We start from the raw sequence: 24103 nt of genomic DNA on the forward strand, positions 1-24103 counted from the left end.
CGCGTCATCCGATGCTGGCCTCCACTCCAGCCAGCATCTTGAATCACAAAACCGACTGATCCGGAATCCCCTTCGATTCCGTCAAATCAGGAACCGCTCTAGCTGCGGCGGCTGACGCGCGTAAAATGGCCCATCTTGCGGCCGGGCCGCGCCTCGGCCTTGCCATAGAGGTGCAGCATCAGATCGGGCTCGGCGAGCAGCTCAGGAACGCGCCTGACATCGTCGCCGATCAGGTTTTCCATGACGCAGTCGAACTGCCGGGCGGGATTTCCCAGCGGCAGGCCCGCGACGGCGCGGATGTGCTGCTCGAATTGCGAGATGGTGCAGGCGGCCTCCGTCCAGTGGCCGGAATTGTGGACGCGCGGCGCTATCTCGTTGGCCAACAGCGAACCGTCGGCAAGGACAAAGAATTCGACGCCGATGACGCCGACATAGTCGAGCGCTGCAAGGATCTCCGCCGCCGCCGTTTGAGCCGCAGCCGCCGTCTCGGATTTTACTCCGGCCGGCAGTGTCGAGCTGTGAAGAATACCGTTGCGATGGACATTCCACGCTGGATCGTAGGCGGCGAGCGAGCCGTCGCTGCCGCGCGCGGCGATCACCGAAATCTCGCGCTCGAAGGTGACGAAGGATTCCAGGATCAACGGCACGTTGCCCATCGCCTCGCAAGTGCCGGCAAAGCCGCCTGTTTCCATGTTGCGGAAGACACGCTGGCCCTTGCCGTCATAGCCCATGCGGCGCGTCTTCAATATGCCGCTGCCGTTGAACTTTTTCAGCGCAGCCGTCAGTTCCTCGTCATTGTCGACGGGGCTGAAATCGGCGGTCGGTATGCCGATGCCGTTGAGGAATTTCTTTTCCGCCAGCCGGTCCTGCGCCACTTCCAGTGCGCGTGCCGGCGGATAGACCGGCACCGTAGAGGCAAGTGCCGCGGCGGCCGCGACCGGTACGTTCTCGAATTCATAAGTAACGACGGCACTGGCCGCAGCCAGCTCGCTAAGCGCGGCCGCGTCGTCATAGGCGGCGACGATCTGCCGGTTGGCAACCTGTGCCGCCGGGCAATCCGGCTGCGGTTCCAGCACGACGATGCGGTAGCCGAGGCGGGCCGCGGCCATCGCCAGCATGCGGCCAAGCTGGCCGCCGCCGATGATGCCGATGCTCGATCCCGCCGGCAGGCTCACGGCGCGTCCGTGGGCTCGGCGGCCACCTTGGCGGTCTGCGCGGCGCGCCAGCTATCCAGCCGGGCGGCGAGCTTTTCGTCGCTCAGTGCCAGCACCGCGGCGGCCAGAAGGGCAGCATTGGCAGCGCCGGCCTTGCCGATGGCCAAAGTGCCGACCGGAATGCCGGCCGGCATCTGCACGATTGATAGCAGCGAGTCCTGGCCCGACAGCGTCTTTGATTCCACCGGCACGCCGAACACCGGCAGCGGCGTCATCGCCGCCGTCATGCCGGGCAGATGCGCCGCACCACCGGCACCGGCGATGATCACCTTGTAGCCGGCCGCCTTGGCGCCCTTGGCGAAGTCATAGAGCCGGTCGGGCGTGCGGTGGGCCGAGACGATCAGGCGCTTGTGCGGAATTCCAAGCGCCTCAAGCGTTTCGGCGGCGTGGCGCATCGTCGCCCAGTCGGACTGGCTGCCCATGATGATGGCGACGTCGGCGCGGTGATCGTCCAAGCTTCTGCTCTCCGGCGGCAAAAGCGCGCATTAGCTGAAATCGAGGGGAGCCGCAAGGATGGCCGGAAACGGCAAAGCCGCTTGTGCCGTCTCCGTGGCTACGCACATGGACAGGGTCGGTCTGTCATCGGGCGGCCGCTGCTCGGAAGCGGTTGACGAAGTCGTCAAGTTCAGGCCGTTCGGTATCGGAAATCGCCCAGTAGGAAAAGGCGCCGTCGCTCCAGTGCACCAGCGAGAAGCCACCGGCAGAAAGATCGACCGGCGCGGTTGTCGAGCCGGTTTGCTGTGGCGCGGCGACGAGGGTGATCAGGTGCTCGCGATGGTGGTAGACCAGTGCCGGCACCGGCTGGTCGGCGATCACCTCGACCCGGCCGCCGAGCAGCGCGAAGCCGTCACTGGCAAGGTCAGGTGCCGGCGGCGACAGGCCGACCCTGCCATCCAGCCAGGGTTTGACCGTGTGCCGGTCCGACGAGACGACGTCCACGGGGCTGGCTGCCAGCAGGCTGCGGCGATGGCCGCTGGCGACCGCGGCGGCAAAGCTGTCGGGCGCCCTGCTCAGCATCATCCATTGCGTCGCACCGCTGGCCAGCACGGCGGTAACGATGATCGACGCCGCCAGCGCGCGCCAGTCGAACGCGCCAAATCGGTGCACCGCTCTGTGTGCCGGCGGCACTCGAGCGGCGGGCGCCGGCGCCGGCAGCACTTTCTCCGTACCGGCTGTCCCGATTGCAGCGATGCGAGCCTTGAAATCCTCACGGACATCGAGCCTCGGCAGCCCGCTGACGACCGTCTGCAGCGCCACGATGCGGGCATGCTCGGCGGCGAGCGCCGGATCGGCCGCGATGCGTCGCTCGCCAGCCAATGCTGCTGCTGCGTCGAGCTCGCCGTCGACCAAGGCATGGATCATCAGTTCCACGCCCGCCGGGTCATCGGGCAGTCCATCGTTGTGCGCGCTCATGGCGCCCTCCCAAGTTGGGATATCAGCAGACCGCGCGCTCTCGCCAGCCGCGACATCACCGTGCCTAGCGGCACGCCAAGCAGCGTCGCGATCTCGCGATAGCTGAGGCCGTTGATGTCGCGCAGCACCACAGTCTCGCGAAATTGGTGCGGCAGCGCGGCGATCGCCGCCTCGAGTGCGGCCGTGTCGGCCTTGGCGATCAGGCTTGCCTCAGGACTATCCGTATCCGGCAGGCCGGCGCCATATGCAGCCGTCATGTCATCGAGGTCGCTCAGGTCGCCGGCGGCGACGATACTGCGCGGCCGGTTGCGCGCCAGCCAGGAGTAAGAGGCGTTGCGCACGATCGCCAGCAGCCAGGCGCGCGCATTGCCGCCGGCATAGCCGGCGATGCCCGCATGCGCCTTCAAACAGGCCTCCTGCACCACATCCTCCGCGTCGGCGGCGTTGCCGGTCAGCCAGCGGGCAAGCGCAAGCGCATCCGCGAGATGGGGCAGAACCACCTCGCGAAAGCGCTCGGTCGCGGCCTCTTGGTTCAACACCGTCGCATCGCCCGGCATCCCGGGCAGAACCTTCCGAAAATCCTCATGGAGCGACGGTGATCCTGCCCTGCATGTGCGGGTGAAGCCCGCAGAAATAGGCATAGTCGCCCACTTTGGTGAAGGTGAAGGCGTATGTGTCACCGGTGTCAAGCGCCTTGGAGCGAAACGAGGCATCGTTGGCGACCACCAGATGCGGGATGTCGTCGTCATTCTCGAAGGTCACGGTAGTGCCCTGCTTTACCGTCAGCACCGCCGGCGTGAAGGCAAAGTTCTCGATCTTGACCATTGGCTGGCCTGCTGCGTTCAGTGGCATGGCAACCATTATCAGGATCGCCGCCAAACCGAACGTGAGAGGGGATACGACCAAGACGCGGGATGGGAAGCGGATCATCGCATTTCCCCTCAGGCCAGCGTGCTGTCGATGATGGCGAGGTCCTGCCCGCCTTGCTTGACTGTCACGCTGCTTGTGCCGAGCAGGCTGCGCAACTGGCCGGCAGGTACCGTCATCGGCCCGGGTGAGGCTGCGGTGCCCGGCGCCGGTTGCGGGAAAGCGGTCGAGCGCGCGGTATGAAAGGTAACGTTGCCTTCGACCTTCTGCATGATCTGGTGGATATGGCCGTTGAGTACGGTGACAGAGCCGAAGCGCTTGAGCAGGGCCAAGGCCTGCGCCGCGTCGTCGGTGCCCCAGCCCCATTCGGGATAAACAGCCCATAGCGGGATATGGGCAAAGACGACGATTGGCGTCGAGGCGGTGACCGCCTTCAGATCATCGGCCAACCATGCCAACTGGTCGGCGCCGAGATTGCCCAGCCCGCCAGCCTTCAGGTTGACGACGTTGACCAGCCCGATGAAATGGACGCCGTTCTGGTCGAACGAATACCAGCCAGCGCCCTTGGTGCCCTTGCCGTAGCGGTCGAGATAGGCCTGGCCATTGCCGTCATCGATCAGGTCGTGCTCACCGGGCACATAATGCACGTCGAAGCCTGCGCCGCCGATGATCTGGGCAGCGTTGTCGAACTGCGCGGCTTTCGACAAATGGGTGATGTCGCCGGTGTGGATCATGAAAGCGGGCTTTTGCGGCAACGCCTGGATCTTGCCGATGGCCTCCTTCAGCGTGTCGATGGCGTGCGGGTTGGCAGCCTTGTCGAAGCCGATGTGGCTGTCGGAGATCTGGAGGAAAGTGAAGCCGGTGGCCAAGGCCTCGGCGGCTTGCGACGCACCGAGCAGGCTGAGCGAGACCGGCACGCCGGCCGAAATTGTCCACAGCACTCCCGTGCCGGCCCAGATCATGCATTCCAGTGCATGACGGCGGCTGATGCCGTCAGCTTCATTGTCGTGGTGGTGGATCATACCGGTCTCCTGCACGCCGGAAATGGCGTCTGTTTGGGAGACCAATGGGCGGGGTGGTTTATTCCGCCCGAAGACTAAAAGTTCATTCACACTGCCGTGATGGCGCACTGGCCCGATGCGAAGCCGGTGCTGGAAGGCACTGGCTCGACCACGCTCTGGCGATGTCTAGTCCGGCCAGCGCAGCGCTCCGGCGGACTGCTTGCGAGCGGGTTTCATCGCATCCGCGGGCCGATCGGCAGCACTCAACACCGCCCGCAGGCGTTCGGCAACGATCTCCGCCTCGCCGGGATGGAGATTGCACGGATCAAGGAAGAAGTGACCGCGCTCGACCTCGTGGTTGCGCACGATCACGGGCGGTGAACCCGCCGCAAGCGCCGAGGCGAGGCCGGCGGCGGTGAAGCGGCTTTCCGGCGCAACAAACACCTGCAGGCGGTCGAGAGGATTTCCGGTCGGATCTGGAATGATACGTGCCTCGATGCCAGGCAGGTCCTGCAATGCGGTTTGCCACAGATGCAGTGCGGCTTCTTCCCGCTGGCGAATGCCGGCATGGTCGCGCCGCTCCCAGGCTTCCAGGGCCGCCATAGTGCCGGCAATGCTCTCCTTGCCGACCTTCATGGCGCGCGCAACGCCCCGGTTCTGGAGATAGGCGGCCCGTACCAGATCCTTGCGGCCGGCAACGATGCCGCTTGTCGGCCCTGAGAGAAATTTGTGCCCGCTGTAGACAACAATGTCGGCGCCGCGCGCCAGAAAGCCACGCAAATCGTATTCCGAGGCGGCGTCGACGATCACCGGCACGCCCTTGGCGTGGCAAATCTCGCAGAACTCCTCAAGCGAGAGCATGCCGTATTGCACGGTGTGGTGCGCAACGACGTAGAGGGCTGCCGCCGTCCGGTCCCGGATCGCCTCGGCAACATGATAACCCTGGGTGACGCTGACCGTGCCGGCAGGCACTGCCTTGGCTCCGGCAAGCCGGATCGACTGGTCGATCGGCGCGCCATAATTGACGGTGTGACCAAGCTGGATGATGACCTCCGATTTGAGGCCCTCGGTGTCGTCCGGCAGTCGCTCGATCGCAAGAAGGCTGTTTCCGGTCATCGCCCCGGCAACCGCCATGGTTATGCCGCTGGCGCAGCATGCGGTGATGAAGCCGGCCTCGCCGCCGGTAAGGCGTGCAATCACCCTACTTGCGGCGCGCTGCAGATCGTCCATCTCGACCCATTGCGAGGCCATTTCCGACATTGCGGCAATCGCTTCTGGCACGATGATCGAAGCACCGAGTGCCGTCATCGTGCCGGAGACATTGATGATTGGGCGAAGGCCAAGCCGTTCGCGGATTGTCGTATTGGAACGGTCAGCGGCATAGGTCGTCATCTCTGTAGATCCTGTTTAAGGTTTCAGGCGGCGATCTCGACGACCGCCTCGATTTCAACTGTGATGTTGCCCGGCAGCGAGCCGACACCGATCGCGGAACGGGCATGTCCGCCAAGCGTATCAAAGACGGCCGCGAAAAGATCGGAACAGCCGTTCACCACCTTGGGGTGCTCGCTGAATGTCGGCGTCGCATTGACAAAGCCAAGCAGCTTGACGACGCGCACGATGCGGCCGAGGTCGCCGGCCGCCGCATGCATGACGGCGAGCAGGTTCAGGCCGGTCAGACGTGCATGCCCGTAGGCCTCTTCAACGCTGACATCCTCTCCGACCTTGCCGGTGCAGAGCGCGCCATCGGCGCGCAACGGCCCCTGGCCGGAGAGGAAGATCAGCCGTCCGCTCTCGGCATAGGTGACGAAGTTGGCGATGGGCTTCGGCGGCTCGGGCAGTGTCAGGCCCAATTCCGCGAGCCGGATGTAAGGCGTCATAAAAGCTCCTTGCGACAGCTTTCGCCGTCCGATGTCAAAAATGCGAGGCGCGAAACCGCGCCAGGAAACTGCGAAGACGTTCATTGTCGAACCCCGCCGCCAGAATCTCGGCGGGTGGTCCGACGGCACTGACGCCGCCATCCGCCATGAAAACGATGCGGCTCGATGCGTCGCGTGCAAAAGCCATTTCGTGCGTGACCATCAGCATCGTCATGCCGTCTTCGGCGAGGCTGCGCACGACCTCGAGCACCTCGCCAACCAGTTCGGGGTCGAGTGCCGAGGTTATCTCGTCGAGAAGCAATATCTTCGGCTCCATCGCCACGGCGCGGGCGATGCCGACGCGCTGCTGCTGGCCGCCGGACAGCTCGGCCGGCAGACTGTCGGCTTTGTGGGCGAGGCCCACGCGGCCGAGCCAGTGCTCGGCAATGGTGCGGGCCTCGGCATTGCTCTTGCCGCGCACCTTGCGCAGGCCAAGCATGATGTTGCCGGCCGCAGTCAAGTGCGGAAACAGATTGAAGCTCTGGAACACCATTCCGGTCTCGGCTCGCATCGCCGCCAGGTCGCGCTCGCTGCGTCGCTGGCGCGTTCCCATCTCGCGATAGCCGACTTCTTTGCCGTCGATACGGATCGAGCCGCTGTCGTAGCTCTCCAGGAAGTTGACGCAGCGCAGCAGCGTGGTCTTGCCGCTGCCGGAGGGACCGATGACAGTCACGACCTCGCCGCGTGTCACCTTGAGACTGACGGAGCGCAGGACCTCGACGGATCCAAAGGCTTTGGAAACCTCGGTGACATCGAGAAGTGCCGGATTCTGGTGCGAGGCGTTGGACATCGTGCTATTCCCGGATGAAGGAGAAACGCCGCTCCAGGCGCCGGCTGGCCAAGGAGAGGGCGTAGTTGACGGCGAAGTAGACGAGCGCACCGAGAATGTAGAGTGGCATCGCCTCATAGGTGCGGCCGATGACCTGGTTGATAGCCTGCATGAGGTCGGTGATGCCGAGCAGCGAGACCAGCGCGCTACCCTTTACCGCGTCGGTGACGCCATTGATCCAGGGTGGCAGGAAACGCCTGAACGCCTGCGGAAAAATGACGTAGGCCAGCCGCTGGCGAAAGGTCAGTCCGATCGCCAGCGCCGCCTCGGACTGACCCTTGGGAATCGAGCCGACGGCGCCCCTGAGATATTCGACCACCTGTGCGGTCTTGAAGAGGGTGAGGGCGAACACGGCCGCCCAAAAGGATTCCAGATGCAGCCCCACCGCGGGCAGGCCGTAATAGACGAAGAAGATCAGCACCAGGATCGGAATGCCGCGTATGGTGTCGCTGAAGATGCGCACTGCCCAGCGCAGCGGAAAAGGACCATAGACAAGGCCGACGCCCATCAGCACGCCGGCGATGAGCGATAACACCACGACCAGCAGCGACACCCACAAGGTTACGGCAAAGCCTTCGGCGAGGAACGGCAAGGCGTAGATGATCTGGCTCAGCATGTCAGCGCGCCGCCTTGAACCGGCGCTCGACGAGCCGCAGCGCGAAAAGCAGCGTGTAGCCGGTCAACAGGTACATTGCCGTCACCACCAGATAGACTTCGACAATGCGGAAGGTGTTGAAGTTGATCCACTGGGCGCCATAGGTGAGTTCGGGTACCGAGATGACCGACGCCACGGACGTATCCTTGAAGAGCGATATGAATGTGTTGGAAAGCGCCGGCAGGGTTATGCGCAGCATCGTCGGCAGGCGCACATCGAGCAGCCTTTGCCATGGCGTCAGGCCGATTGCCTTGCCGGCGTCGAGCTGACCGCGCGGCACCGCCTCGAGCCCCGAGCGAAACACCTCGACCAGGTAGGCGCCGCTGTAGAGCGACAGCGTGGCAATGAATGAGGTTTGCGCGCTGTAGGCAATGTCGACCACCGTCGGCAAGCCGTAGAAGACCAGATAGACGAGCAGGATCAGCGGCACGTTGCGGATGAACTCGACATACCCCGCGATGATGGTCCGCACCGCACGTCCGGCCGACACGTACCAGACCGCCAGAACGAGCCCGATGACGATGCCGATCGCAATCGAGATGACGGCCAGTTCGAGGCTTAGCAGCAGTCCGCCCCAGAGCTTGTCGAAATGCCGCCAGATAAGGTTGAAGTTGAGAGTATAACCCATGCGTCCTCGTCATGGAGGGCTGTGATGAGAGAAGGCGGAAGGACGTTGTCCTTCCGCCTGCTTGCATCAAATGACCGGAAAACCGGGATGGCGCGCCGGCGGCTCCTGTCCGAAATAATCCTTGAACGCAGCGTCGTAGAGTGCCGTTTCATGGCCGAACATGGCGATGGTGAAGGTCTGGTTGACGAAGGTCAGCCAGTCGAGGTCGCCCTGCCGCAGCGCGGCACCATAAAGCATCGAGAACCAGCTCTTGCCGGCATCGAAGTACTTATCCGGATTGCGCGAGGCGAGCCAGCGCACCGTTGACAGATCGACCGCGGCGGCGTCGACGCGCTTCGCTTCCAAGGCCTGCAGCACGTTGGCCTGCGTGTCTATCTGCATCACCTGCGACTCCGGCAGGACGATATGTACGTTAGCCTCGGCATCGACATTTTGCAGGATGGAAATCCGCGTCGCCGAACCGCCGGCAAGCAGCTTGTCGAAGGTCTTGTTTTCGGCGTTCGGAAGGGTCAGCAAGGCGATGCCTTCGACGTAGTAGGGTCGGGAGAAGTGGATCAGCTGCGAGCGCTGGGCGGTCATGGTCATGAACTGGATGGTGATGTCGACCTTGTTGGTGGTCACGTTCGGAATGCGCTGAGCCGGATCCTGCATGACGAATTCCACTTTGGTCGGATCGTCGAAAAGCCCCTTGGCGAGAATGCGACCCATGGTGATGTCCATGCCCACCAGTTCGCCGGCGTCGTTCTCGAAATGCCAGGGCGCGTTGGTGCTGCCGGTGCCGACGATTACCTTGCCGCGCTCGAGGACGGTGCGCAGCAGGCTGTCCGGCGCTGCCTGGGCCGCCGCTTTCTGAACGTCGACCGCGGTAGCGGCGGTCATCACTCCGGCCGTTGCAAGCCCGGCCATTCCCAGTTTCAGAAATTCACGCCTTTTGGATGTGTCGTTCACGGCGACCTCCTTTCGTGTTGAGTTCCCCTTTGGACCAGCAGTACAGGCATCGGTTGCAACTGACATCATTGTCCCTTACAAGAGACGCTTGTACTCTGTACAAGACAGATTAACATCAGGGATCGATAATGCAAGATGGCAATGCCTTGGCCGCTCGACCGGACGTCAGTCTGGACGAAGACAAGCACTCGGGCTCTCGGGAGAAGGGTCTCAACCGGGTTCTCCAGATTTTGGAGTTTCTCCACACGACCCAGCGCGCGATCGGCGTCGGCGATCTTGCCAGAGGGGTGAATGCACCGCGGTCGACGACCTATACGCTGGTGCGCTCGCTGGTCGACGCAGGCCTGCTGGAGATGGCCGGAGACGGCAATCGGGTTTATTTCGGAAAGAAGCTTTATCTCTACGGAATGGACTATGTGCGGGGCAACGACCTGCTCAGGCGAGGGCGCCAGGAAGTCGACCATCTGTCGCGCGAGACCGGCGAGACCTCGGAGCTCTGCATGCTGCAAAGCGGCCGTTATACCATCGTCCATTCAAGCCCGGGAACGAGGCCATTCCGGATCAGCTCGGCGACGGGTCTGCAAATACCGCTTCCCTGGACAGCTTCCGGGCGGCTGCTCCTCGCCGGCTTCGACAAGGCAGCGATCGAGGATATGGTCTCGGAAGACGATCTCGTACTGCCGGACGGCCGCAGGTTGCGTCTCGACGATTTCATAGCCGACATCGCCGTCGCCAAGTCGGCCGGCTACTGCATCACCTCCGGCCTAGTCGATGCCTACACCAAATGCCTGGCCGCGCCGGTCTTTTCAGCGCCAGGCAGGGTCGAGGCGACGATGTGCCTGGTGGTTCCGATCGATACCTCGACCGAAAAGACCGACGACCTGATAGCGTTGTTGCGCGAGCGCGCCGCACGGCTTTCGATCGTGGCATAGGCCGCCTTTCCAGCAGGCCGGCGCCGGCGTTCGTTCAAGCAATGGCGTTCGTTCAAGCAATAATGTCTGGAATGATCTTGTCCTCCAGCGCCATCAGCCTGTCCTTCAGGAAAAGCTTCTTTTTCTTCATGCGCTGGATCTGCAGCGGGTCGCAATTCATGGCGATCATCGCATTGATGGCCGCGTCGAAATCGGCGTGTTCCTGCTTCAGCCGGGAATATTCGAGGCGGATATCTGCCTGTTCCTGATCGGACATTTTTACCGTCTGCACGTCTGCGGCGCCCAAACTATGGGCCTGATTGGGCGGGACCGGGGCTTCTTGCACCGGCGCGCAGCCCATATCACATTTCATATTGGCGTGGAATGCTACCACGCAGCATTCGACATCGGTGCGCGATGGTGGCACACTGTCATTATGCCGTCACAGAAGCGAGCCTGCGGTGGACGTGCCATGACGGCTGCAATCCGAGGAAACCATGAAAGGGAGAACCAATCATGTCTCTTGCATCCCATCTTGATGAGCTGCAGCGGAAACACGGCGACATCGAACGGGAAATCGACGATGCGATGACCCATCCGTCGGTAGACGACCTCGAAATCGTGAATCTCAAGCGGCGCAAGCTGGCGCTCAAGGACGAGATTGAAAAACTGAAGGCGAAACCGACGACGCACTGAAGCCCTTCCAGGACTAGAAGCGCCGCCCGGCGCGCGATCTTTCCGGTGGCATCGCTATGCTGCCGGAAACGCTCGTGGATTTGCGGCAAGCTGCCGTCTTGTCATTTCCGATTTGCTGGGGCCTGCGCGCCAGTCGCCATTGACAAGCCATCTTTGCTCCTCCACCTCATGCCCGGACCTTCAAGATTAAAGGCAGCCGGCATGACCGGATATTTTTCCTCACCCTTCCCACGCCGCAGGTCGGTCGGTGTCGATGTCGGCGGCGTGATGGTCGGCGGCGGTGCGCCGGTCGTCGTCCAGTCAATGACCAACACCGATACGGCCGATGTCGACCAGACGGTCGCGCAAGTGGCGGCGCTGCATCGTGCCGGCTCCGAGATCGTGCGCATAACCGTCGATCGCGACGAAAGCGCTGCGGCCGTACCGGCCATCCGCGAGCGGCTGGAACGGCTCGGCATCGACGTGCCGCTGGTCGGCGATTTCCACTATATCGGCCACAAGCTCCTGGCCGACCACCCGGCCTGTGCCGAGGCACTGGCCAAATACCGTATCAATCCCGGCAATGTCGGGTTCAAGGACAAGAAAGACCGGCAGTTCGCGGCGATCGTCGAGATGGCGATCAAATACGACAAACCGGTGCGCATCGGCGTCAATTGGGGTTCGCTTGACCAGGAGCTGCTGACCCGGCTGATGGACGACAACCAGGCCCAGGGCTTTCCGCTGACGGCGCAGGAAGTGACGCGCGAGGCAATCGTGCAATCGGCGATCCTGTCGGCCGGAATGGCCGAAGAGATCGGCCTTGCGCGCGAGAAAATCATCCTGTCGGCCAAGGTCAGCGGCGTGCAGGATCTGATCGCCGTCTACACCGAGCTTGCCATCCGTTCCGACCACGCGCTGCACCTCGGCCTGACGGAGGCCGGCATGGGCTCGAAAGGCATCGTCGCCTCGTCCGCGGCCATGGGCATCCTGCTCCAGCAAGGCATTGGCGACACCATCCGCATCTCGCTGACGCCGGAGCCGAACGGCGACCGCACGCGCGAGGTGCAGGTGTCGCAGGAACTGCTGCAAACCATGGGCTTCCGGCAGTTCGTGCCGATCGTCGCCGCCTGCCCTGGCTGCGGCCGCACGACCTCGACCGTATTCCAGGAGCTTGCCCAGAACATCCAGGCCGACCTGCGCAAGAACATGCCGGTGTGGCGCGAACAATATCCCGGCGTCGAGAACCTCAAGGTCGCGGTGATGGGTTGCATCGTCAACGGTCCGGGCGAATCCAAACATGCCGATATCGGCATTTCGCTGCCCGGCACCGGTGAGACGCCGACCGCCCCGGTGTTCGTCGACGGCAAGAAGGCGGCGACGCTGCGCGGCCCATCGATCGCCGCGGATTTCGAGAAAATGGTTTCCGACTACATCGAACGGCGGTTTGGGCAGCACGGCAAAGCCGCGGCGGAGTAGTTCGATGCGGCGTTTGCTTGGGGCGACGCTGGTTGTCATTTGCGGGCTGATCTGGGCGACAGCCGTCCAGGCCGATCCGCCGCGGCCCGCCAAGCAGAAGCTGATCGATCGAGTTTGCGATCTTATCGAGACGCATGCCGACCAGAACGGCCTGCCCCGGGATTTCTTTGCCCGGCTGATCTGGAAGGAAAGCCGTTTCGATCCCAATGCGGTCAGCCCCGTCGGCGCTGAGGGTATCGCCCAATTCATGCCGGGTACCGCCAAGATGCGCGGGCTCGCCAATTCCTTCGACATCGAACAGGCGATCCCGGCCTCGGCAAAATACCTCGCCGAAATGAAATCCGGTTTCGGCAATCTGGGCCTCGCCGCCGCAGCCTACAATGCCGGCGAGAGCCGGGTGACGCGCTGGCTGAATTCCGGCGGCTTCTTGCCGATGGAGACCGAAAGCTACGTTCTGGACGTAATGGGCGAGCCGGCCGACAACTTCACCAATACCGCCTACGCCGGCGTCATCCGGCCGCTCGACAAGAAGGCGAGTTTCGCTGCCGCTTGCCGCGAGCTGCCGGTGATCATGTCCAGAACCGTGCCGATGTCGTCGATCAACATCAAGCCCTGGGGCGTGCAGGTGGCCGGCAATTTCCGCCGCGCCGCGGCGCTCAACCAGTGGCTGAGAGTGAAAAGCCGGTTCCCGGCACTGCTTGCCGGCCACGATCCGGTGGTCAGCCGGGTCCGCACACCGATCGGCAGGCGCGGCATCTATGCCGTGCGGATCGGCGCCGATAGCAGAGCCAAGGCCGACACGATCTGCGACAAGCTGCAAAGCGTCGGCGGCGCCTGCATCGTGGTGCGCAACCGGTAAAGCCATATGTCGGTGCGTTTTGCGCCATTGCTGCCCATCTCGCTCCCCGTGGGCACTTCGTCCTCGATACGTGAATCATATTTTCGGTGAACCGTTAGGCAGGTCTTGCATCGTCGTCGATGCGGGGTAAGGTCCCCGCGATTTTTCGCGAAAGGGATCAGCATGGCCGGCTTCAAGACACTGGACGACATCGGCAATATCAGCGGCAAGCGTGTGCTGGTGCGTGTCGACCTCAACGTTCCCGTCGCCGAGGGCAAGGTCACCGACGCCACCCGCATCGAGCGCATTGCGCCGACCATTGCCGAGCTCTCCGGCAAGGGCGCCAAGGTCATCCTGCTTGCCCATTTCGGCCGGCCGAAGGATGGACCGGCGGCGGAATTCTCGCTCGAGCCGATCGCCAAGGCGACGGCGGAAGTGCTCGGCCGCCCGGTTGGCTTTGCCGCCGACTGCATCGGCGACAAGGCGGGAAATGCCATTGCTGCCATGAATAATGGCGACGTGCTGCTGCTCGAGAACACCCGCTTCCATAAGGGCGAGGAGCAGAACGATCCGGCCTTCACCGAAAAGCTCGCCGCCAACGGCGACATTTTCGTCAACGACGCCTTCTCCGCTGCGCACCGCGCCCACTCGTCGACGGAAGGGTTGGCGCATGTGCAGCCTTCCTTCGCCGGCCGCACCATGCAGGCCGAGCTCGATGCGTTGGAAAAGGGTCTTGGAAATCCCGTCCGTCCGGTTGTCGCCATCGTCGGCGGCGCCAAGGTCTCGACCAAGATCGACCTGTTGATGAACCTGGTGAAGAAGGTCGACGCGCTGGTCATCGGCGGCGGCATGGCCAACACGTTTCTCGCGGCACGCGGCACCGATGTCGGGAAATCCTTGTGCGAGCGTGATCTCGCGACCACCGCCAAGCAGATCATGATCGAGGCGGCCGAGGCCGGCTGCGCCATCATCCTGCCCGCCGACGGCGTTGTCGCCAGGGAGTTCAAGGCCGGCGCCGCCAGCGAGACCGTCGCCATAGCAGACGTGCCGGCCGACGGCATGATCCTCGACGTCGGCGCAAAGACCGTGAAAACCATTGCCGAATGGATCGACCGCGCCGCGACGCTGGTCTGGAACGGGCCGCTCGGCGCCTTCGAGATCGAGCCATTCGACCACGCAACGGTGGCGACGGCCAGGCACGCGGCAGCGCGCACCAGGGCCGGCAGACTGATCTCGGTCGCCGGCGGCGGCGATACGGTGGCGGCGCTCAACCATGCCGGCGTTGCCGACGACTTCACCTATGTCTCGACGGCTGGCGGCGCTTTCCTGGAGTGGATGGAAGGCAAGCCCTTGCCCGGCGTCGACATCTTGAAGCGCTGAGCGCGGCAGCAATAACAGCGCGAAAGAGGGCGCCCGCGACTTTCAATCGATTCGCGCCTACCCGGTGAAATTGTTCGACTTGAACCCGCGTTGCTCTGGTGGTCTGCTGGGCACGGATCAATTCTTTCAGGAGAAGCACGATGAGCGAACGTCTCGAGGACATTGCTGCCGCGATGGTGGCCAATGGCAAAGGCCTGCTGGCTGCCGACGAGAGCTCCGGCACCATCAAGAAGCGCTTCGACGTCATCGGTGTCGAGTCGACCGCCGACAGTCGCCGCGACTATCGCGAGATGATGTTCCGCGCCAGCGATGCAATGACCAAGTACATTTCCGGCGTCATCCTCTACGACGAGACCATTCACCAGAAGGCCGCCGACGGCACACCGCTGGTCGACATCATCAAGGCATCAGGCGCTATCCCCGGCATCAAGGTCGACGCCGGCGCCAAGCCGCTGGCCGGCTTTCCCGGCGACACCATCACCGAGGGCCTCGACGGCCTGCGCGAACGCCTTGCCGACTATTACAAGCTCGGCGCCCGCTTTGCCAAATGGCGCGCGGTGATCGACATCGATGTTGCCAAGGGCGTGCCTTCCGCCACGTCGATCGGCTCGAACGCCCATGCGCTCGCCCGTTACGCCGCGCTTTGCCAGGAGGCCGGCATCGTGCCGATCGTCGAGCCGGAGGTGCTGATGGACGGCGCCCACGACATCGACACCTGCTACGAGATCAGCAAGGCGACACTGACAAAGTTGTACACCGAGCTCTATGCGGCCCGCGTCGTGCTCGAAGGCACCATCCTGAAACCGAACATGGTCCTTGCCGGCAAGAAATCGGGCAAGGTCAGCAGCCCCGAGGAAGTCGCCGAAAAGACCATAAAACTGTTCCGCGAGACGGTGCCGGCCGCGATCGGAGGCATCGCCTTCCTGTCAGGCGGACAAACGGACGAGCAGGCGACCGCCAACCTCAATGCCATCAACGCTATCGGCCCGCATCCGTGGAAGCTGACCTTCTCCTACGGCCGCGCCTTGCAGGCCGCTCCGCAGAAGGCCTGGAGCGGCAAGCCGGCGAACGTCGCCGCCGCACAGGCCGCCTTCGCCCATCGCGCCCACATGAACCATCTGGCAGCGCTTGGACAATGGCAGCCGACGCTGGAGCAAGCCGCCTGACGGAATTCAGGTTGCGTTCCCTCCGACCCGGGCCATGTGCCCGGGTTTGTTTGAAAGCAGCAAGGTCTGCGATTTCCTGCAACTAAAAATGCAGCTCTGTGTCGGCATTCCTCGCTGCCGATCGTCCTCCGTGAAAAGAGGAGCAGACCTATGCCAAACAACAAGACCGTATCGCAGGAAAAATGGTTTCAGGCGCACAAGGCGCATCTGGCGCGCGAAAAGGAATTGACGCGCTTTCGCGACCGCGTCGCCGCCGAACGCCGCGAACTGCCGTGGCTGAAGATCCGCAAGGACTATGTCTTCGAGACCGAGCAAGGGCCAAAGAAACTGCCCGACCTGTTCGGCGGCAACAGCCAGCTGATCGTCTACCATTTCATGTTCGGGCCGGGCGCCGATTATCGCTGCGAAGGCTGCTCATTTCTTGCCGACCACATCGACGGCGCCAACCAGCATCTCAGGCATCACGATGTCTCACTTGTCGTGGTAGCGCGCGCGCCACTGGCTGAATTGCTGCCCTACAAGCAGCGCATGGGCTGGAAATTCGACTGGGTGTCGTCCTACGCTTCGGACTTCAACTTCGACATGCAGGTGTCATTCACCGACAAGCAGATCGCGGCCGGCGACACGACCTACAATTTCGAGCGGCGCGCGCGGCAATCGAAGGATCTTCCCGGCACCAGCGTGTTCTATCGCGACGAGAAAGGCGACATCTTCCTGACTTTCATCTCGCGCTCGCGAGGCGGCGATCCGCTGATCGGCGCCTATCACTATCTCGATCTGACGCCGAAAGGCCGCAACGAAACTGGCCCGCATCATAGCCTCGGCGACTGGGTGCGGCTGCATGACGAGTATCAAGACCAATCCGGGACGCATGACGGTTGCCATTGAGGCGACAAGGGTGTCGCTGCAAGGTCGTTCACCTTCAGTGCAACATGCGCTAAGTGCTGTTCGCTATGCCCTAAAAGGGACTTGCCATGCGGCGCTTTCCGACCCTTCTCACCTGGCTCGCCTTTCCGGTTTATGTCTGGCAAGGACTTGGCGTGCGTCGCCGCACCGCCCGCATGCTGCCGGCACAAGGTCCGGTCATGCACGAGATATCTGGCCTGGCGCCAGCAATCTCGGTTCTGGTGCTTGGCGATTCCTCCGCCGCCTCGGTCGGCATCGGCAATTCCGAAAACGGATTGGCCGCGCAACTGGCAGTTCTGATTGCGCAACGCACCGGCCGCACCGTGCGCTGGCGGGCGGCCGGCTTCAACTCGGCAACCTCTGGCCAGATCCGCGATCATGTGCTGCCCAATCTATCGGCCGATCCGTGGACGCATATCGTGCTGGCCGTCGGTACCAACGACACCAAGAATTTTCATTCGGTACCGCGCTTCAAGCGCGAGTTTGGCGGCCTGCTCTACGCGCTGCGCGCCAAATGGCCGGAAGCGCGCGTGGTGTGGTCGCCGGTGCTGGAGTTCACCCGGGCTCCGGCAATGCCGCCATTGCTCGGCAAGATCCTCGAAATCCGCGCCGTCGAGGTGAACCGGATGGGCGAGCGCCTTTGCCTCGAACGCGGCGCCATACCGGCGCCCCGGCTGCCGATCACGGATGCCGATGCCGGCTTCGCATCGGATGGATTTCACGCTTCGGAAGCCGGCTACCGAGCCTGGGCGGAACATCTGGTCAGCCTGGTGCTCGCCAACGAACCGGGCGTCGCGTAGCGGGCCGCCCGCACTAAAGCGCGTCGCATTCGATTGGCCTCATCCGACGCGCTTCAGGTTCTTGTTTTTATGCATGTCGTTGTCGCAAAACCGCTGCACACTTTTGCGCGACATGCATTACGTCCAGTGCCCGAGCACCGCCGTAATCGAAATCGCCGCCATCGCCAGCAGCGCCAGCTTCCAGAAATCGCTGCGCCGCTTCAGCCCGGGCCAGCCAAGCGGCTTGATGAGCTGGATGACCATCATGAAGATGATGACGAGCGCGAGAAGTTTCGACATGCAGCCTTTGATCAGCATCGCGGCTGGCTGTCAAAGCGGCTCCGGGATCGCCGGCTTCCACTGCGGCAAGCCTCTTTTCAGCACTGCCTTGTCACTTCGATGGATAAATCGGAACGCCGGTCATGAGAGCCGCACCCTCCTGACAGACTGCTGTCAGCAGGGGTGTGCGATAGTGCCTGCATCGAAAGAGAGGAGACCAGCCATGAACGGTATTACCATTCTGCGTAGCGTGCAGCACTATGTCGGCAAGATCCGGACGATCCGCAATGAGATCCGCACCCAGCGATTCATGAACACCCTGCCGGCGGACATCCGCAAGGATATTGGTTGGCCGGACATGTATGGCGACCGCCGCTATGGCGGCAATTGAGGCAAGCTTTCCGCGTGGCGTTTGGATGCGACCTGGCGACGAGCTGAAATGGGCATGCTGAAGCCTCCTGACAGTATGGTGTCAGGAGGCTCGTGCCATAGTGCAATGGCCGCCGGAGCCGGATGGCCGAGAGGACGATCGATGAAAAGCTGGAACGACAGGCTGAACACGCCTGGCATCAACGGCATAACACCGTCGCCACGCACCATCGGCGACGTCGTCGAAGGCCAGCCGATGCTGGTTCCTACAGCTCGCCAGGTCCACGCATTCATCCGCTCTATCCCCGAAGGCATGGACATGAATATCCGCGCTTTGCGCACCGCTCTCGCCATCGAGCATGGTGCCGAGATGACATGTCCGGTCACCATCGGCTATCATCTGCGCACCGTCGCCGAGGCCGCCAACGAGGATCTTGAGCGTGGTATGGCGCTGGGCGATGTTGCGCCGTTCTGGCGGGTGGTCGACGCAAGCACGCCGACAACGAAGAAACTGTCCTTCGGCGCGGCCTTCGTCGCCGCGCAGCGCAAGCGCGAAGGGCTGGAACGATAGACGCCGAGGGACCATACGATGCGCCGCGCCGACAGGCTCTTCCAAATCGTGCAGCATCTGCGTGGTGGTCGTCTGGTCACCGCCCAGAAGCTGGGCACGTGGCTCGAGGTTTCCGAGCGGACGATCTATCGCGACATCGCAGACCTGCAGTCGACCGGCGTGCCGATCGACGGCGAGGCCGGTGTCGGCTACATGATGAGGGAGGGTTTCGACCTTCCGCCGCTGATGTTCACGCGTGACGAGATCGTCGCGCTGGTCGCCGGCGCCCGCATGGTGCGCGCCTTTGGTGGCGCGGCCATGGCGCGAGCCGCCGACGAGGCGCTGGTCAAGATAGGCGCCGTGTTGCCCGACGCCGAAAAGGACCGCATCGCCCGTACCGAGATCCACACGCCGATGTGGGTGGTAAGCGATGCCGCCCGCGAAGCCATCGACCTGATCGAGCGGTCCATCGAGAAACGTCAGGTGCTGACCATCGACTATTCGGATGAGGCCGGCCGCAGCACCGCGCGCGACATCCGCCCGCTCGGCCTGTGGTTCTGGGGCAAGGTGTGGACCTTGGTCGCCTGGTGTGAGATGCGCGGCGATTTCCGCGCCTTCCGCATCGACCGCATCGCCTCGGTGGTCATCGCCGGCCGCACCTTCAAGCCGGAGCGCGGCAAGCAGCTCGCCGATTTCTATCGCGCGGTGGAGCGCAGCGAGGATTACGGCATGGCGCCGGACCGGGCGGCGCGAAGCTGACACGGAAGATCACAAAAAAGCCCGCTTGAAGGCGGGCTTTTTGTTTTGGATGCCAGACCTATTCCTCTTCGTCGGCGTCCTTGTCCTTCGACTTCAGCGCTGAAAGCTTGGCGAAGACGGCGTTGGCGTCAAGTTCGCGGTCCTCGTCCTTCGGCTTTTCGGGCGCCGGCACCAGCCGTTCGGTCAAGGCGGCCGGCAGCAGCGTATCGCCGACCGGCTGCGCCTGCTCGCGGCCGCGCGAGGCGCGGTTGATTTCCATATCGAGGTCGATCTGCGACGTCAGGCCGAGCGTCACCGGATCCATCGGCTGGAGATTGGCGGAGTTCCAGTGCTTTCTGTCGCGGATCTGGTCGATCGTCGACTTCGTTGTGCCGACAAGGCGGGCAATCTGCGCATCCTTGAGCTCGGGATGGTTGCGCACCAGCCAGAGGATGGCGTTGGGCCGGTCCTGGCGCTTCGACAGCGGCGTGTAGCGCGGACCCTTGCGTTTGGATTCCGGCACCCGCACCTTGGGATCCGAGAGCTTCAGCCGGTGGTTCGCGTCCTTCTCGGCGCGCGCGATCTCGTCGCGAGTGAGCTGGCCGGTCATGATCGGGTCCATGCCCTTGATGCCTTGCGCCGCCTCGCCGTCGGCGATCGCCTTGACCTCAAGCGGATGCAGTCCGCAGAACTGCGCGATCTGCTCGAAGGAAAGCGCTGTGTTGTCAACCAGCCAGACGGCGGTCGCCTTTGGCATCAGCAGCGTATTGGCCATTACAAAAATCCTTCTCGTTCGCCCGCGTTCCCGCGCGGGCGGTGGTTTAGAGCCACCAAAATGGGAAAATCGCGGTCTATATAACCGCTCGCTCGCCGTTTCGCAATGTTTTTGGCAGGCGCGCGTCAAGGACGGCACGGCAGCGCGACCAGCAGACCGCGAAGGGTCGGCAGATGACGCCATGCAGTCGAAAGCTTCAAAAAGACAAAGCCCGCCAGACCAAGGTCGGGCGGGCTCGGAACCGGCGACGGAAATCCGTCTGCTGCGGCTCTGGCTTCTAAAGCTTGATCCCGAACCGCGGCTCGGCGTTGCCGAAAAGCAGCGCCCGGTCTTCGAGCGGGATCGTGCTCGAGATTAAAGCCCTTTGCGGGCGATTCTCTCGATGTCGCCGCGGTTGATGCCGAGGTCGTTGAGCTGACGAGCATTCAGCCGGTTCAGTTCGCGCACGGTTTCGTTGTACATGCGCCAGTTACGGAAAGCGCGGATCGGGTTCATGATAGTCCTCCATCGTTTTGATGCCGCGTAAATAGGCATCGGCGATGAAAAATTGAACAGACGCTTTTGCATGGCCGCAATGCGTTTGTTGCATTGCACCATTAAGCTTTCGTTCAGCCTGTTTGCGGGCCGTCAGGCGACATCGAGCACAATCTTGCCGATGTGCTCACCCTCCTCCATCCGCTCATGCGCCCGCCACGCTTCCTTGAGCGGGAAGATCGTATCCATCACCGGCGCAACCTTGCGCGTGCCGAGCAGCGGCCAAACCTGCGCCTCCAGCGCAGCCGCAACTGCCGCCTTGAACTCCACGGTGCGTGGCCTGAGCAGCGATCCTGTGTGCACGAGCCGCTTGGCCATGATCTTGAAGAAATCGGCGCTCGCCACCGCCCCGCCCTGCGTCGCGATCTGGACGATGCGGCCTTCCATGGCTGCAGCCTCATAGTTTCGCGCCACATAGTCGCCGCCGACCATGTCGAGGATGACATTGGCACCCTTGCCGCCGGTTGCCTCCTTGACTGCGGCGACGAAGTCCTCCTCGCGGTAGTTGATCGCCCGGTCGGCGCCGAGCTTGAGGCAGGCGTCGCATTTCTCCTTGCTGCCGGCGGTGGTGACGACATAGGCGCCGAAAGCGGCAGCAAGCTGGATCGCCGTGGTGCCGATACCCGACGAGCCGCCATGCACGAGCAGTGTCTCGCCGCTCTTCAGGCCGCCGCGCTCGAAGACATTGTGCCAAACAGTGAAGTAGTTTTCCGGCAGCGCCGCCGCTTCGGTGTAGGTAAAGCCGGCGGGCAGCGGCAGCACGCTGCCGGCGTGCACTCTGACATATTCGGCATAGCCGCCGCCCGCCGTCAGCGCACAGACCCGGTCGCCGACGCGCCAGCGCGATATCTCGTCACCAAGGGCAGCGACTTCGCCTGCTGCTTCCAGGCCCGGCAGATCCGACGCTCCCGGCGGTGGCGGATAGGCGCCCCTGCGCTGTTGCACGTCCGGCCGGTTGACGCCGGCGGCCCGCACCCGGATCAGGATCTCGCCGGAACCGGGAACCGGTACGTCGCGGGTTTCCGGTTTCAGCACCCGCGGCCCGCCCGGTTCCGATATGGCGATCGCCATCATCTTCGCCGGAATTTTCTGTGCGTTCGCCATGAATTTTCCCGTCGTGCTCCGCCGGTTTCTCGTGCCAGCTCTTGCCCGCCATTTGCATCCATACCCTTGCCCTATGTATGCTCATTGGCAAATCAGGCAAATGGGCAATCACGGAGGAGCGACGATGGCGATCTTCGACGACGAACCCAAGAAGAAAGCGCGCCCGCACGAGATCGGGCAGGATCTGTCGCTGCTTTCCGTCGATGAATTGTCCGAACGGATCGGTATCCTGCGCGACGAGATCGCCCGGCTGGAAGCCGAGCTCAAGACCAAGGGCTCGACCAAGTCGGCGGCAGAGGCGCTGTTTCGCCGCGGGTAGTTACTGCGGGTAATTCCAAAAGCTCGGGCACGCCGCCGAAAAGCCGAATGCCGCTGTCTCCAGACTTGTGCCCTAAACCCCAGCCGGATTGAAAAATGTTCGCAAGCTACAGACCGATCCTCTCGCTGCTGCGCGGCACCGCGTTCCTGTTGGCGGCATCCGGACTGCACGGTCTGCTGTTGCCGCTGCGCGGCCAGGTGGAGGGCTTCTCGACGGCATCGCTCGGCCTGATGGGCACGGCTTGGGCCGGCGGCTTCGTCACCGGCTGCTTCTTTGCGCCACGCATCGTGCGCCGCGCCGGTCATGTCAGGGCTTTCGGCGCCTTTGCCGCATCGGGAGCGATCGTCGCACTGCTCACCGGCCTGATCATCGACGAATATACCTGGATCCTGCTGCGCGCCTTCACCGGCTTCACCATGGCCGGCGCCTTCATGGTCATCGAAAGCTGGCTCAACGAGAAGGCCACCAACGAAAACCGCGGCACCGTCTTCGGCCTCTACATGATGGTCACCTATGCCTCGATCATGGGCGGTCAGATGATCGTTGCCGGCGGCGATGTGAGATCGGCGTCGCTGTTCATGATCACCGGCATTCTGTTCTGCCTGTCGCTAATCCCGACGGCGGTCTCGACGGCGTCTCACCCCAAGCCGCTGCAGGACGTGTCGCTTGACGTCAAGGGGCTCTACGTCAATTCGCCGGTGTCGGCGATCGCTTGCGTGCTGATCGGCATCGCCAACGGCGCCTGGGGTACACTTGGTGCCGTCTATGGAGCGCGCATCGGCATCTCGACAGCCGAGATCGCGCTGATGATGAGCCTCGTGGTCATCGCCGGCGCCGCCATGCAGCTTCCGGCCGGGCGGCTCTCCGACACGACGGACCGTCGTTTCGTGCTGGCGGGCGCGGCCTTCGGCGCTGCGCTGTTTGCCATCGCCATCTTCCTGTTCGAACCGCGCTCCGGCGTCTTCGTCATCGTCTGCACAGCCGCCTACGGCGCCTTCGCCTACACGCTCTATTCGATCGCGGTGGCGCATGCCAATGACCATGCGCGATCGGAGGACTTCGTCAAAGTGTCGGGCGGCCTGCTGCTGCTTTATGGCTTCGGCACGATGATCGGTCCGCTGGTGGCCGCCGGCCTGATGGGCTGGATGCGCCCTGAGGGGCTGTTCCTGGCCACTGCGCTCGCGCATCTCAGCCTGGCTGGCTATACGCTGCTGCGCATCAGCCGTCGCGCGCCGGTGCCGATCGAAGGCCGCGATGCCTTCAAGACCCAGCCGGCCGATCGTTCGGTGACGCCGGAAGCGTTGCGGCTCGACCCGCGCAGAAAAGCTGAAGCCGACAGTTGAGATTCGAGGCGCTTTGCCCCACAAATAAGGCATGATGCTTTCCGACGCCTTCATGGCGATTGCCGATCCCAACCGGCGCCATCTCTTGGAAGAGCTCCGGCGCGGACCGAAGACCGTCAACGAATTGGCATCCGGCTTGCCGGTGTCCCGCCCGGCCGTTTCGCAGCACCTGAAGGTGCTGCTTGATGCGGGGTTGGTCAACGCCAAGCCGGAAGGCACCAGGCGCGTCTATACGGTCAGCAATGCCGGCTTCCTGAAGCTCAACATCTGGCTTGACCAGTTCTGGGATGCGGAGCAGCTCGGTTCACCCGGAAGCTGAGAGGCATCGTCAGCGCGTCGAGCAACTATGCAGCATCGAGCCTAGAGTATCCGTGTTGGTCAAGGGAGAGATGGTGTCCAGGTCCGATTGTCCCTGAGTAGTGCGTTTGCGAGGATGATGAGCTTTCGCATGATGGCTGTGATGGCGAGTTTTGAGGCTTTGCCGTCGGCC

General features: G+C 63.2%; 32 protein-coding genes and 1 pseudogene. 15 read left to right on the forward strand and 18 right to left on the reverse strand.

Annotation, left to right across the window (positions count from 1 at the left end):
• Positions 1-98: 98 nt before the first annotated feature.
• The 12 genes from NKH28_RS31850 to NKH28_RS31905 form a co-directional block, all read right to left on the reverse strand.
• The gene (locus tag NKH28_RS31850; protein WP_352540270.1) at positions 99-1175 is read right to left on the reverse strand and encodes a 5-(carboxyamino)imidazole ribonucleotide synthase; all 1077 of its coding nucleotides are present in this window, start codon (positions 1173-1175) and stop codon (positions 99-101) included.
• Positions 1172-1669: a 5-(carboxyamino)imidazole ribonucleotide mutase gene (gene purE, locus NKH28_RS31855; protein WP_023678468.1), complete on the reverse strand. Its 498-nt coding sequence runs from the start codon at positions 1667-1669 to the stop codon at positions 1172-1174. Before purE ends, NKH28_RS31850 begins: the two co-directional genes overlap by 4 nt.
• A 124-nt stretch (positions 1670-1793) precedes the next feature.
• Positions 1794-2627: an anti-sigma factor family protein gene (locus NKH28_RS31860; protein ID WP_352981213.1), complete on the reverse strand. Its 834-nt coding sequence runs from the start codon at positions 2625-2627 to the stop codon at positions 1794-1796.
• Positions 2624-3184: a sigma-70 family RNA polymerase sigma factor gene (locus NKH28_RS31865; protein ID WP_352981214.1), complete on the reverse strand. Its 561-nt coding sequence runs from the start codon at positions 3182-3184 to the stop codon at positions 2624-2626. Before NKH28_RS31865 ends, NKH28_RS31860 begins: the two co-directional genes overlap by 4 nt.
• A 25-nt stretch (positions 3185-3209) precedes the next feature.
• Positions 3210-3479, reverse strand: a complete 270-nt coding sequence (locus NKH28_RS31870; RefSeq protein WP_502900047.1) for a cupredoxin domain-containing protein — start codon at positions 3477-3479, stop codon at positions 3210-3212.
• Positions 3480-3568: 89 nt separating this feature from the next.
• Positions 3569-4513 carry a metallophosphoesterase family protein gene (locus tag NKH28_RS31875; RefSeq protein ID WP_352452518.1) on the reverse strand — a complete coding sequence of 315 codons (945 nt, stop codon included), beginning with the start codon at positions 4511-4513 and terminating at the stop codon, positions 3569-3571.
• Between the two features lie 168 nt (positions 4514-4681).
• The gene (locus tag NKH28_RS31880) at positions 4682-5887 is read right to left on the reverse strand and encodes an aminotransferase class V-fold PLP-dependent enzyme (RefSeq protein WP_352981216.1); all 1206 of its coding nucleotides are present in this window, start codon (positions 5885-5887) and stop codon (positions 4682-4684) included.
• Positions 5888-5910: 23 nt separating this feature from the next.
• The gene (locus tag NKH28_RS31885; protein WP_023678474.1) at positions 5911-6372 is read right to left on the reverse strand and encodes a RidA family protein; all 462 of its coding nucleotides are present in this window, start codon (positions 6370-6372) and stop codon (positions 5911-5913) included.
• A 34-nt stretch (positions 6373-6406) separates the two neighbouring features.
• On the reverse strand, positions 6407-7201 hold the full coding sequence (locus tag NKH28_RS31890) for an amino acid ABC transporter ATP-binding protein (protein ID WP_352981217.1): 795 nt from the start codon (positions 7199-7201) through the stop codon (positions 6407-6409).
• Between the two features lie 4 nt (positions 7202-7205).
• Positions 7206-7856 (reverse strand): amino acid ABC transporter permease, encoded by a 651-nt coding sequence (locus tag NKH28_RS31895; protein WP_352452485.1) that lies wholly within the window; start codon positions 7854-7856, stop codon positions 7206-7208.
• 1 nt (position 7857) lies between these two features.
• The gene (locus NKH28_RS31900; RefSeq protein ID WP_023678477.1) at positions 7858-8523 is read right to left on the reverse strand and encodes an amino acid ABC transporter permease; all 666 of its coding nucleotides are present in this window, start codon (positions 8521-8523) and stop codon (positions 7858-7860) included.
• 66 nt (positions 8524-8589) lie between these two features.
• Entirely contained in the window at positions 8590-9471 is an 882-nt protein-coding gene (locus NKH28_RS31905) for a transporter substrate-binding protein (protein WP_352613468.1), read from the reverse strand.
• A 146-nt stretch (positions 9472-9617) separates the two neighbouring features.
• Here NKH28_RS31905 and NKH28_RS31910 point away from each other — a divergent pair, with 146 nt between their 5' ends.
• Entirely contained in the window at positions 9618-10403 is a 786-nt protein-coding gene (locus NKH28_RS31910) for an IclR family transcriptional regulator (RefSeq protein WP_352981218.1), read from the forward strand.
• Between the two features lie 52 nt (positions 10404-10455).
• On the opposite strand, the gene NKH28_RS31915 is transcribed toward NKH28_RS31910, so the two are convergent.
• Complete coding sequence (locus NKH28_RS31915; protein ID WP_023678480.1) at positions 10456-10659, reverse strand: YdcH family protein; 204 nt, start codon at positions 10657-10659, stop codon at positions 10456-10458.
• Between the two features lie 239 nt (positions 10660-10898).
• On the opposite strand from NKH28_RS31915, the gene NKH28_RS31920 reads away from it, so the two are divergent.
• The 7 genes from NKH28_RS31920 (at position 10899) to NKH28_RS31950 (ending at position 17623) form a co-directional block, all read left to right on the forward strand.
• Positions 10899-11078, forward strand: coding sequence for a YdcH family protein (locus tag NKH28_RS31920; RefSeq protein ID WP_023678481.1), 180 nt, complete (start codon positions 10899-10901; stop codon positions 11076-11078).
• 201 nt (positions 11079-11279) lie between these two features.
• On the forward strand, positions 11280-12533 hold the full coding sequence (gene ispG, locus NKH28_RS31925; RefSeq protein WP_352981219.1) for a flavodoxin-dependent (E)-4-hydroxy-3-methylbut-2-enyl-diphosphate synthase: 1254 nt from the start codon (positions 11280-11282) through the stop codon (positions 12531-12533).
• A gap of 4 nt (positions 12534-12537) precedes the next feature.
• On the forward strand, positions 12538-13392 hold the full coding sequence (locus NKH28_RS31930; RefSeq protein ID WP_352981221.1) for a transglycosylase SLT domain-containing protein: 855 nt from the start codon (positions 12538-12540) through the stop codon (positions 13390-13392).
• Between the two features lie 162 nt (positions 13393-13554).
• A complete protein-coding gene (locus NKH28_RS31935) occupies positions 13555-14751 on the forward strand; it encodes a phosphoglycerate kinase (RefSeq protein WP_352540261.1) in 1197 nt (398 codons plus the stop codon).
• A gap of 140 nt (positions 14752-14891) precedes the next feature.
• Complete coding sequence (locus NKH28_RS31940) at positions 14892-15917, forward strand: class I fructose-bisphosphate aldolase (RefSeq protein WP_352831383.1); 1026 nt, start codon at positions 14892-14894, stop codon at positions 15915-15917.
• A 150-nt stretch (positions 15918-16067) separates the two neighbouring features.
• Complete coding sequence (locus tag NKH28_RS31945; RefSeq protein WP_352768248.1) at positions 16068-16805, forward strand: DUF899 domain-containing protein; 738 nt, start codon at positions 16068-16070, stop codon at positions 16803-16805.
• 86 nt (positions 16806-16891) lie between these two features.
• Positions 16892-17623: an SGNH/GDSL hydrolase family protein gene (locus NKH28_RS31950; RefSeq protein ID WP_352767667.1), complete on the forward strand. Its 732-nt coding sequence runs from the start codon at positions 16892-16894 to the stop codon at positions 17621-17623.
• A gap of 117 nt (positions 17624-17740) precedes the next feature.
• Here NKH28_RS31950 and NKH28_RS31955 read toward each other — a convergent pair whose 3' ends face one another.
• Entirely contained in the window at positions 17741-17902 is a 162-nt protein-coding gene (locus tag NKH28_RS31955; RefSeq protein WP_352540257.1) for a hypothetical protein, read from the reverse strand.
• 202 nt (positions 17903-18104) lie between these two features.
• Here NKH28_RS31955 and NKH28_RS31960 point away from each other — a divergent pair, with 202 nt between their 5' ends.
• The 3 genes from NKH28_RS31960 (at position 18105) to NKH28_RS31970 (ending at position 19559) form a co-directional block, all read left to right on the forward strand.
• Positions 18105-18272: a hypothetical protein gene (locus NKH28_RS31960; RefSeq protein WP_352981222.1), complete on the forward strand. Its 168-nt coding sequence runs from the start codon at positions 18105-18107 to the stop codon at positions 18270-18272.
• A gap of 141 nt (positions 18273-18413) precedes the next feature.
• Positions 18414-18821: a hypothetical protein gene (locus NKH28_RS31965; protein WP_352747633.1), complete on the forward strand. Its 408-nt coding sequence runs from the start codon at positions 18414-18416 to the stop codon at positions 18819-18821.
• A gap of 18 nt (positions 18822-18839) precedes the next feature.
• Positions 18840-19559, forward strand: coding sequence for a helix-turn-helix transcriptional regulator (locus tag NKH28_RS31970; protein ID WP_023678491.1), 720 nt, complete (start codon positions 18840-18842; stop codon positions 19557-19559).
• A gap of 58 nt (positions 19560-19617) precedes the next feature.
• On the opposite strand, the gene NKH28_RS31975 is transcribed toward NKH28_RS31970, so the two are convergent.
• Entirely contained in the window at positions 19618-20313 is a 696-nt protein-coding gene (locus NKH28_RS31975; RefSeq protein WP_352981223.1) for a DUF1013 domain-containing protein, read from the reverse strand.
• Here NKH28_RS31975 and NKH28_RS31980 point away from each other — a divergent pair.
• Positions 20306-20671 (forward strand): hypothetical protein, encoded by a 366-nt coding sequence (locus NKH28_RS31980; protein WP_352452477.1) that lies wholly within the window; start codon positions 20306-20308, stop codon positions 20669-20671. The two genes, NKH28_RS31975 and NKH28_RS31980, sit on opposite strands and share 8 nt — an antisense overlap.
• Here the strand turns inward: NKH28_RS31980 and NKH28_RS31985 are convergent.
• Entirely contained in the window at positions 20668-20808 is a 141-nt protein-coding gene (locus tag NKH28_RS31985) for a DUF1127 domain-containing protein (RefSeq protein WP_023678493.1), read from the reverse strand. The genes NKH28_RS31980 and NKH28_RS31985 overlap by 4 nt on opposite strands.
• A 132-nt stretch (positions 20809-20940) precedes the next feature.
• Positions 20941-21951, reverse strand: a complete 1011-nt coding sequence (locus tag NKH28_RS31990) for an NAD(P)H-quinone oxidoreductase (protein ID WP_352981224.1) — start codon at positions 21949-21951, stop codon at positions 20941-20943.
• Between the two features lie 124 nt (positions 21952-22075).
• Between NKH28_RS31990 and NKH28_RS31995 the strand changes: the two genes are divergently transcribed.
• The 3 genes from NKH28_RS31995 to NKH28_RS32005 all read left to right on the forward strand — a co-directional run bounded on the left by NKH28_RS31995 (position 22076) and on the right by NKH28_RS32005 (position 23932).
• Positions 22076-22270: a DUF1192 domain-containing protein gene (locus tag NKH28_RS31995; protein ID WP_023678495.1), complete on the forward strand. Its 195-nt coding sequence runs from the start codon at positions 22076-22078 to the stop codon at positions 22268-22270.
• 95 nt (positions 22271-22365) lie between these two features.
• On the forward strand, positions 22366-23613 hold the full coding sequence (locus tag NKH28_RS32000) for an MFS transporter (protein WP_023678496.1): 1248 nt from the start codon (positions 22366-22368) through the stop codon (positions 23611-23613).
• 31 nt (positions 23614-23644) lie between these two features.
• Positions 23645-23932, forward strand: a complete 288-nt coding sequence (locus NKH28_RS32005; protein ID WP_023678497.1) for an ArsR/SmtB family transcription factor — start codon at positions 23645-23647, stop codon at positions 23930-23932.
• 59 nt (positions 23933-23991) lie between these two features.
• Here the strand turns inward: NKH28_RS32005 and NKH28_RS32010 are convergent.
• Positions 23992-24103: pseudogene (locus NKH28_RS32010) on the reverse strand (IS110 family transposase); the annotation flags it as partial.

This window comes from Mesorhizobium sp. M1227 (genome assembly GCF_040318315.1).
Lineage (GTDB): Bacteria > Pseudomonadota > Alphaproteobacteria > Rhizobiales > Rhizobiaceae > Mesorhizobium.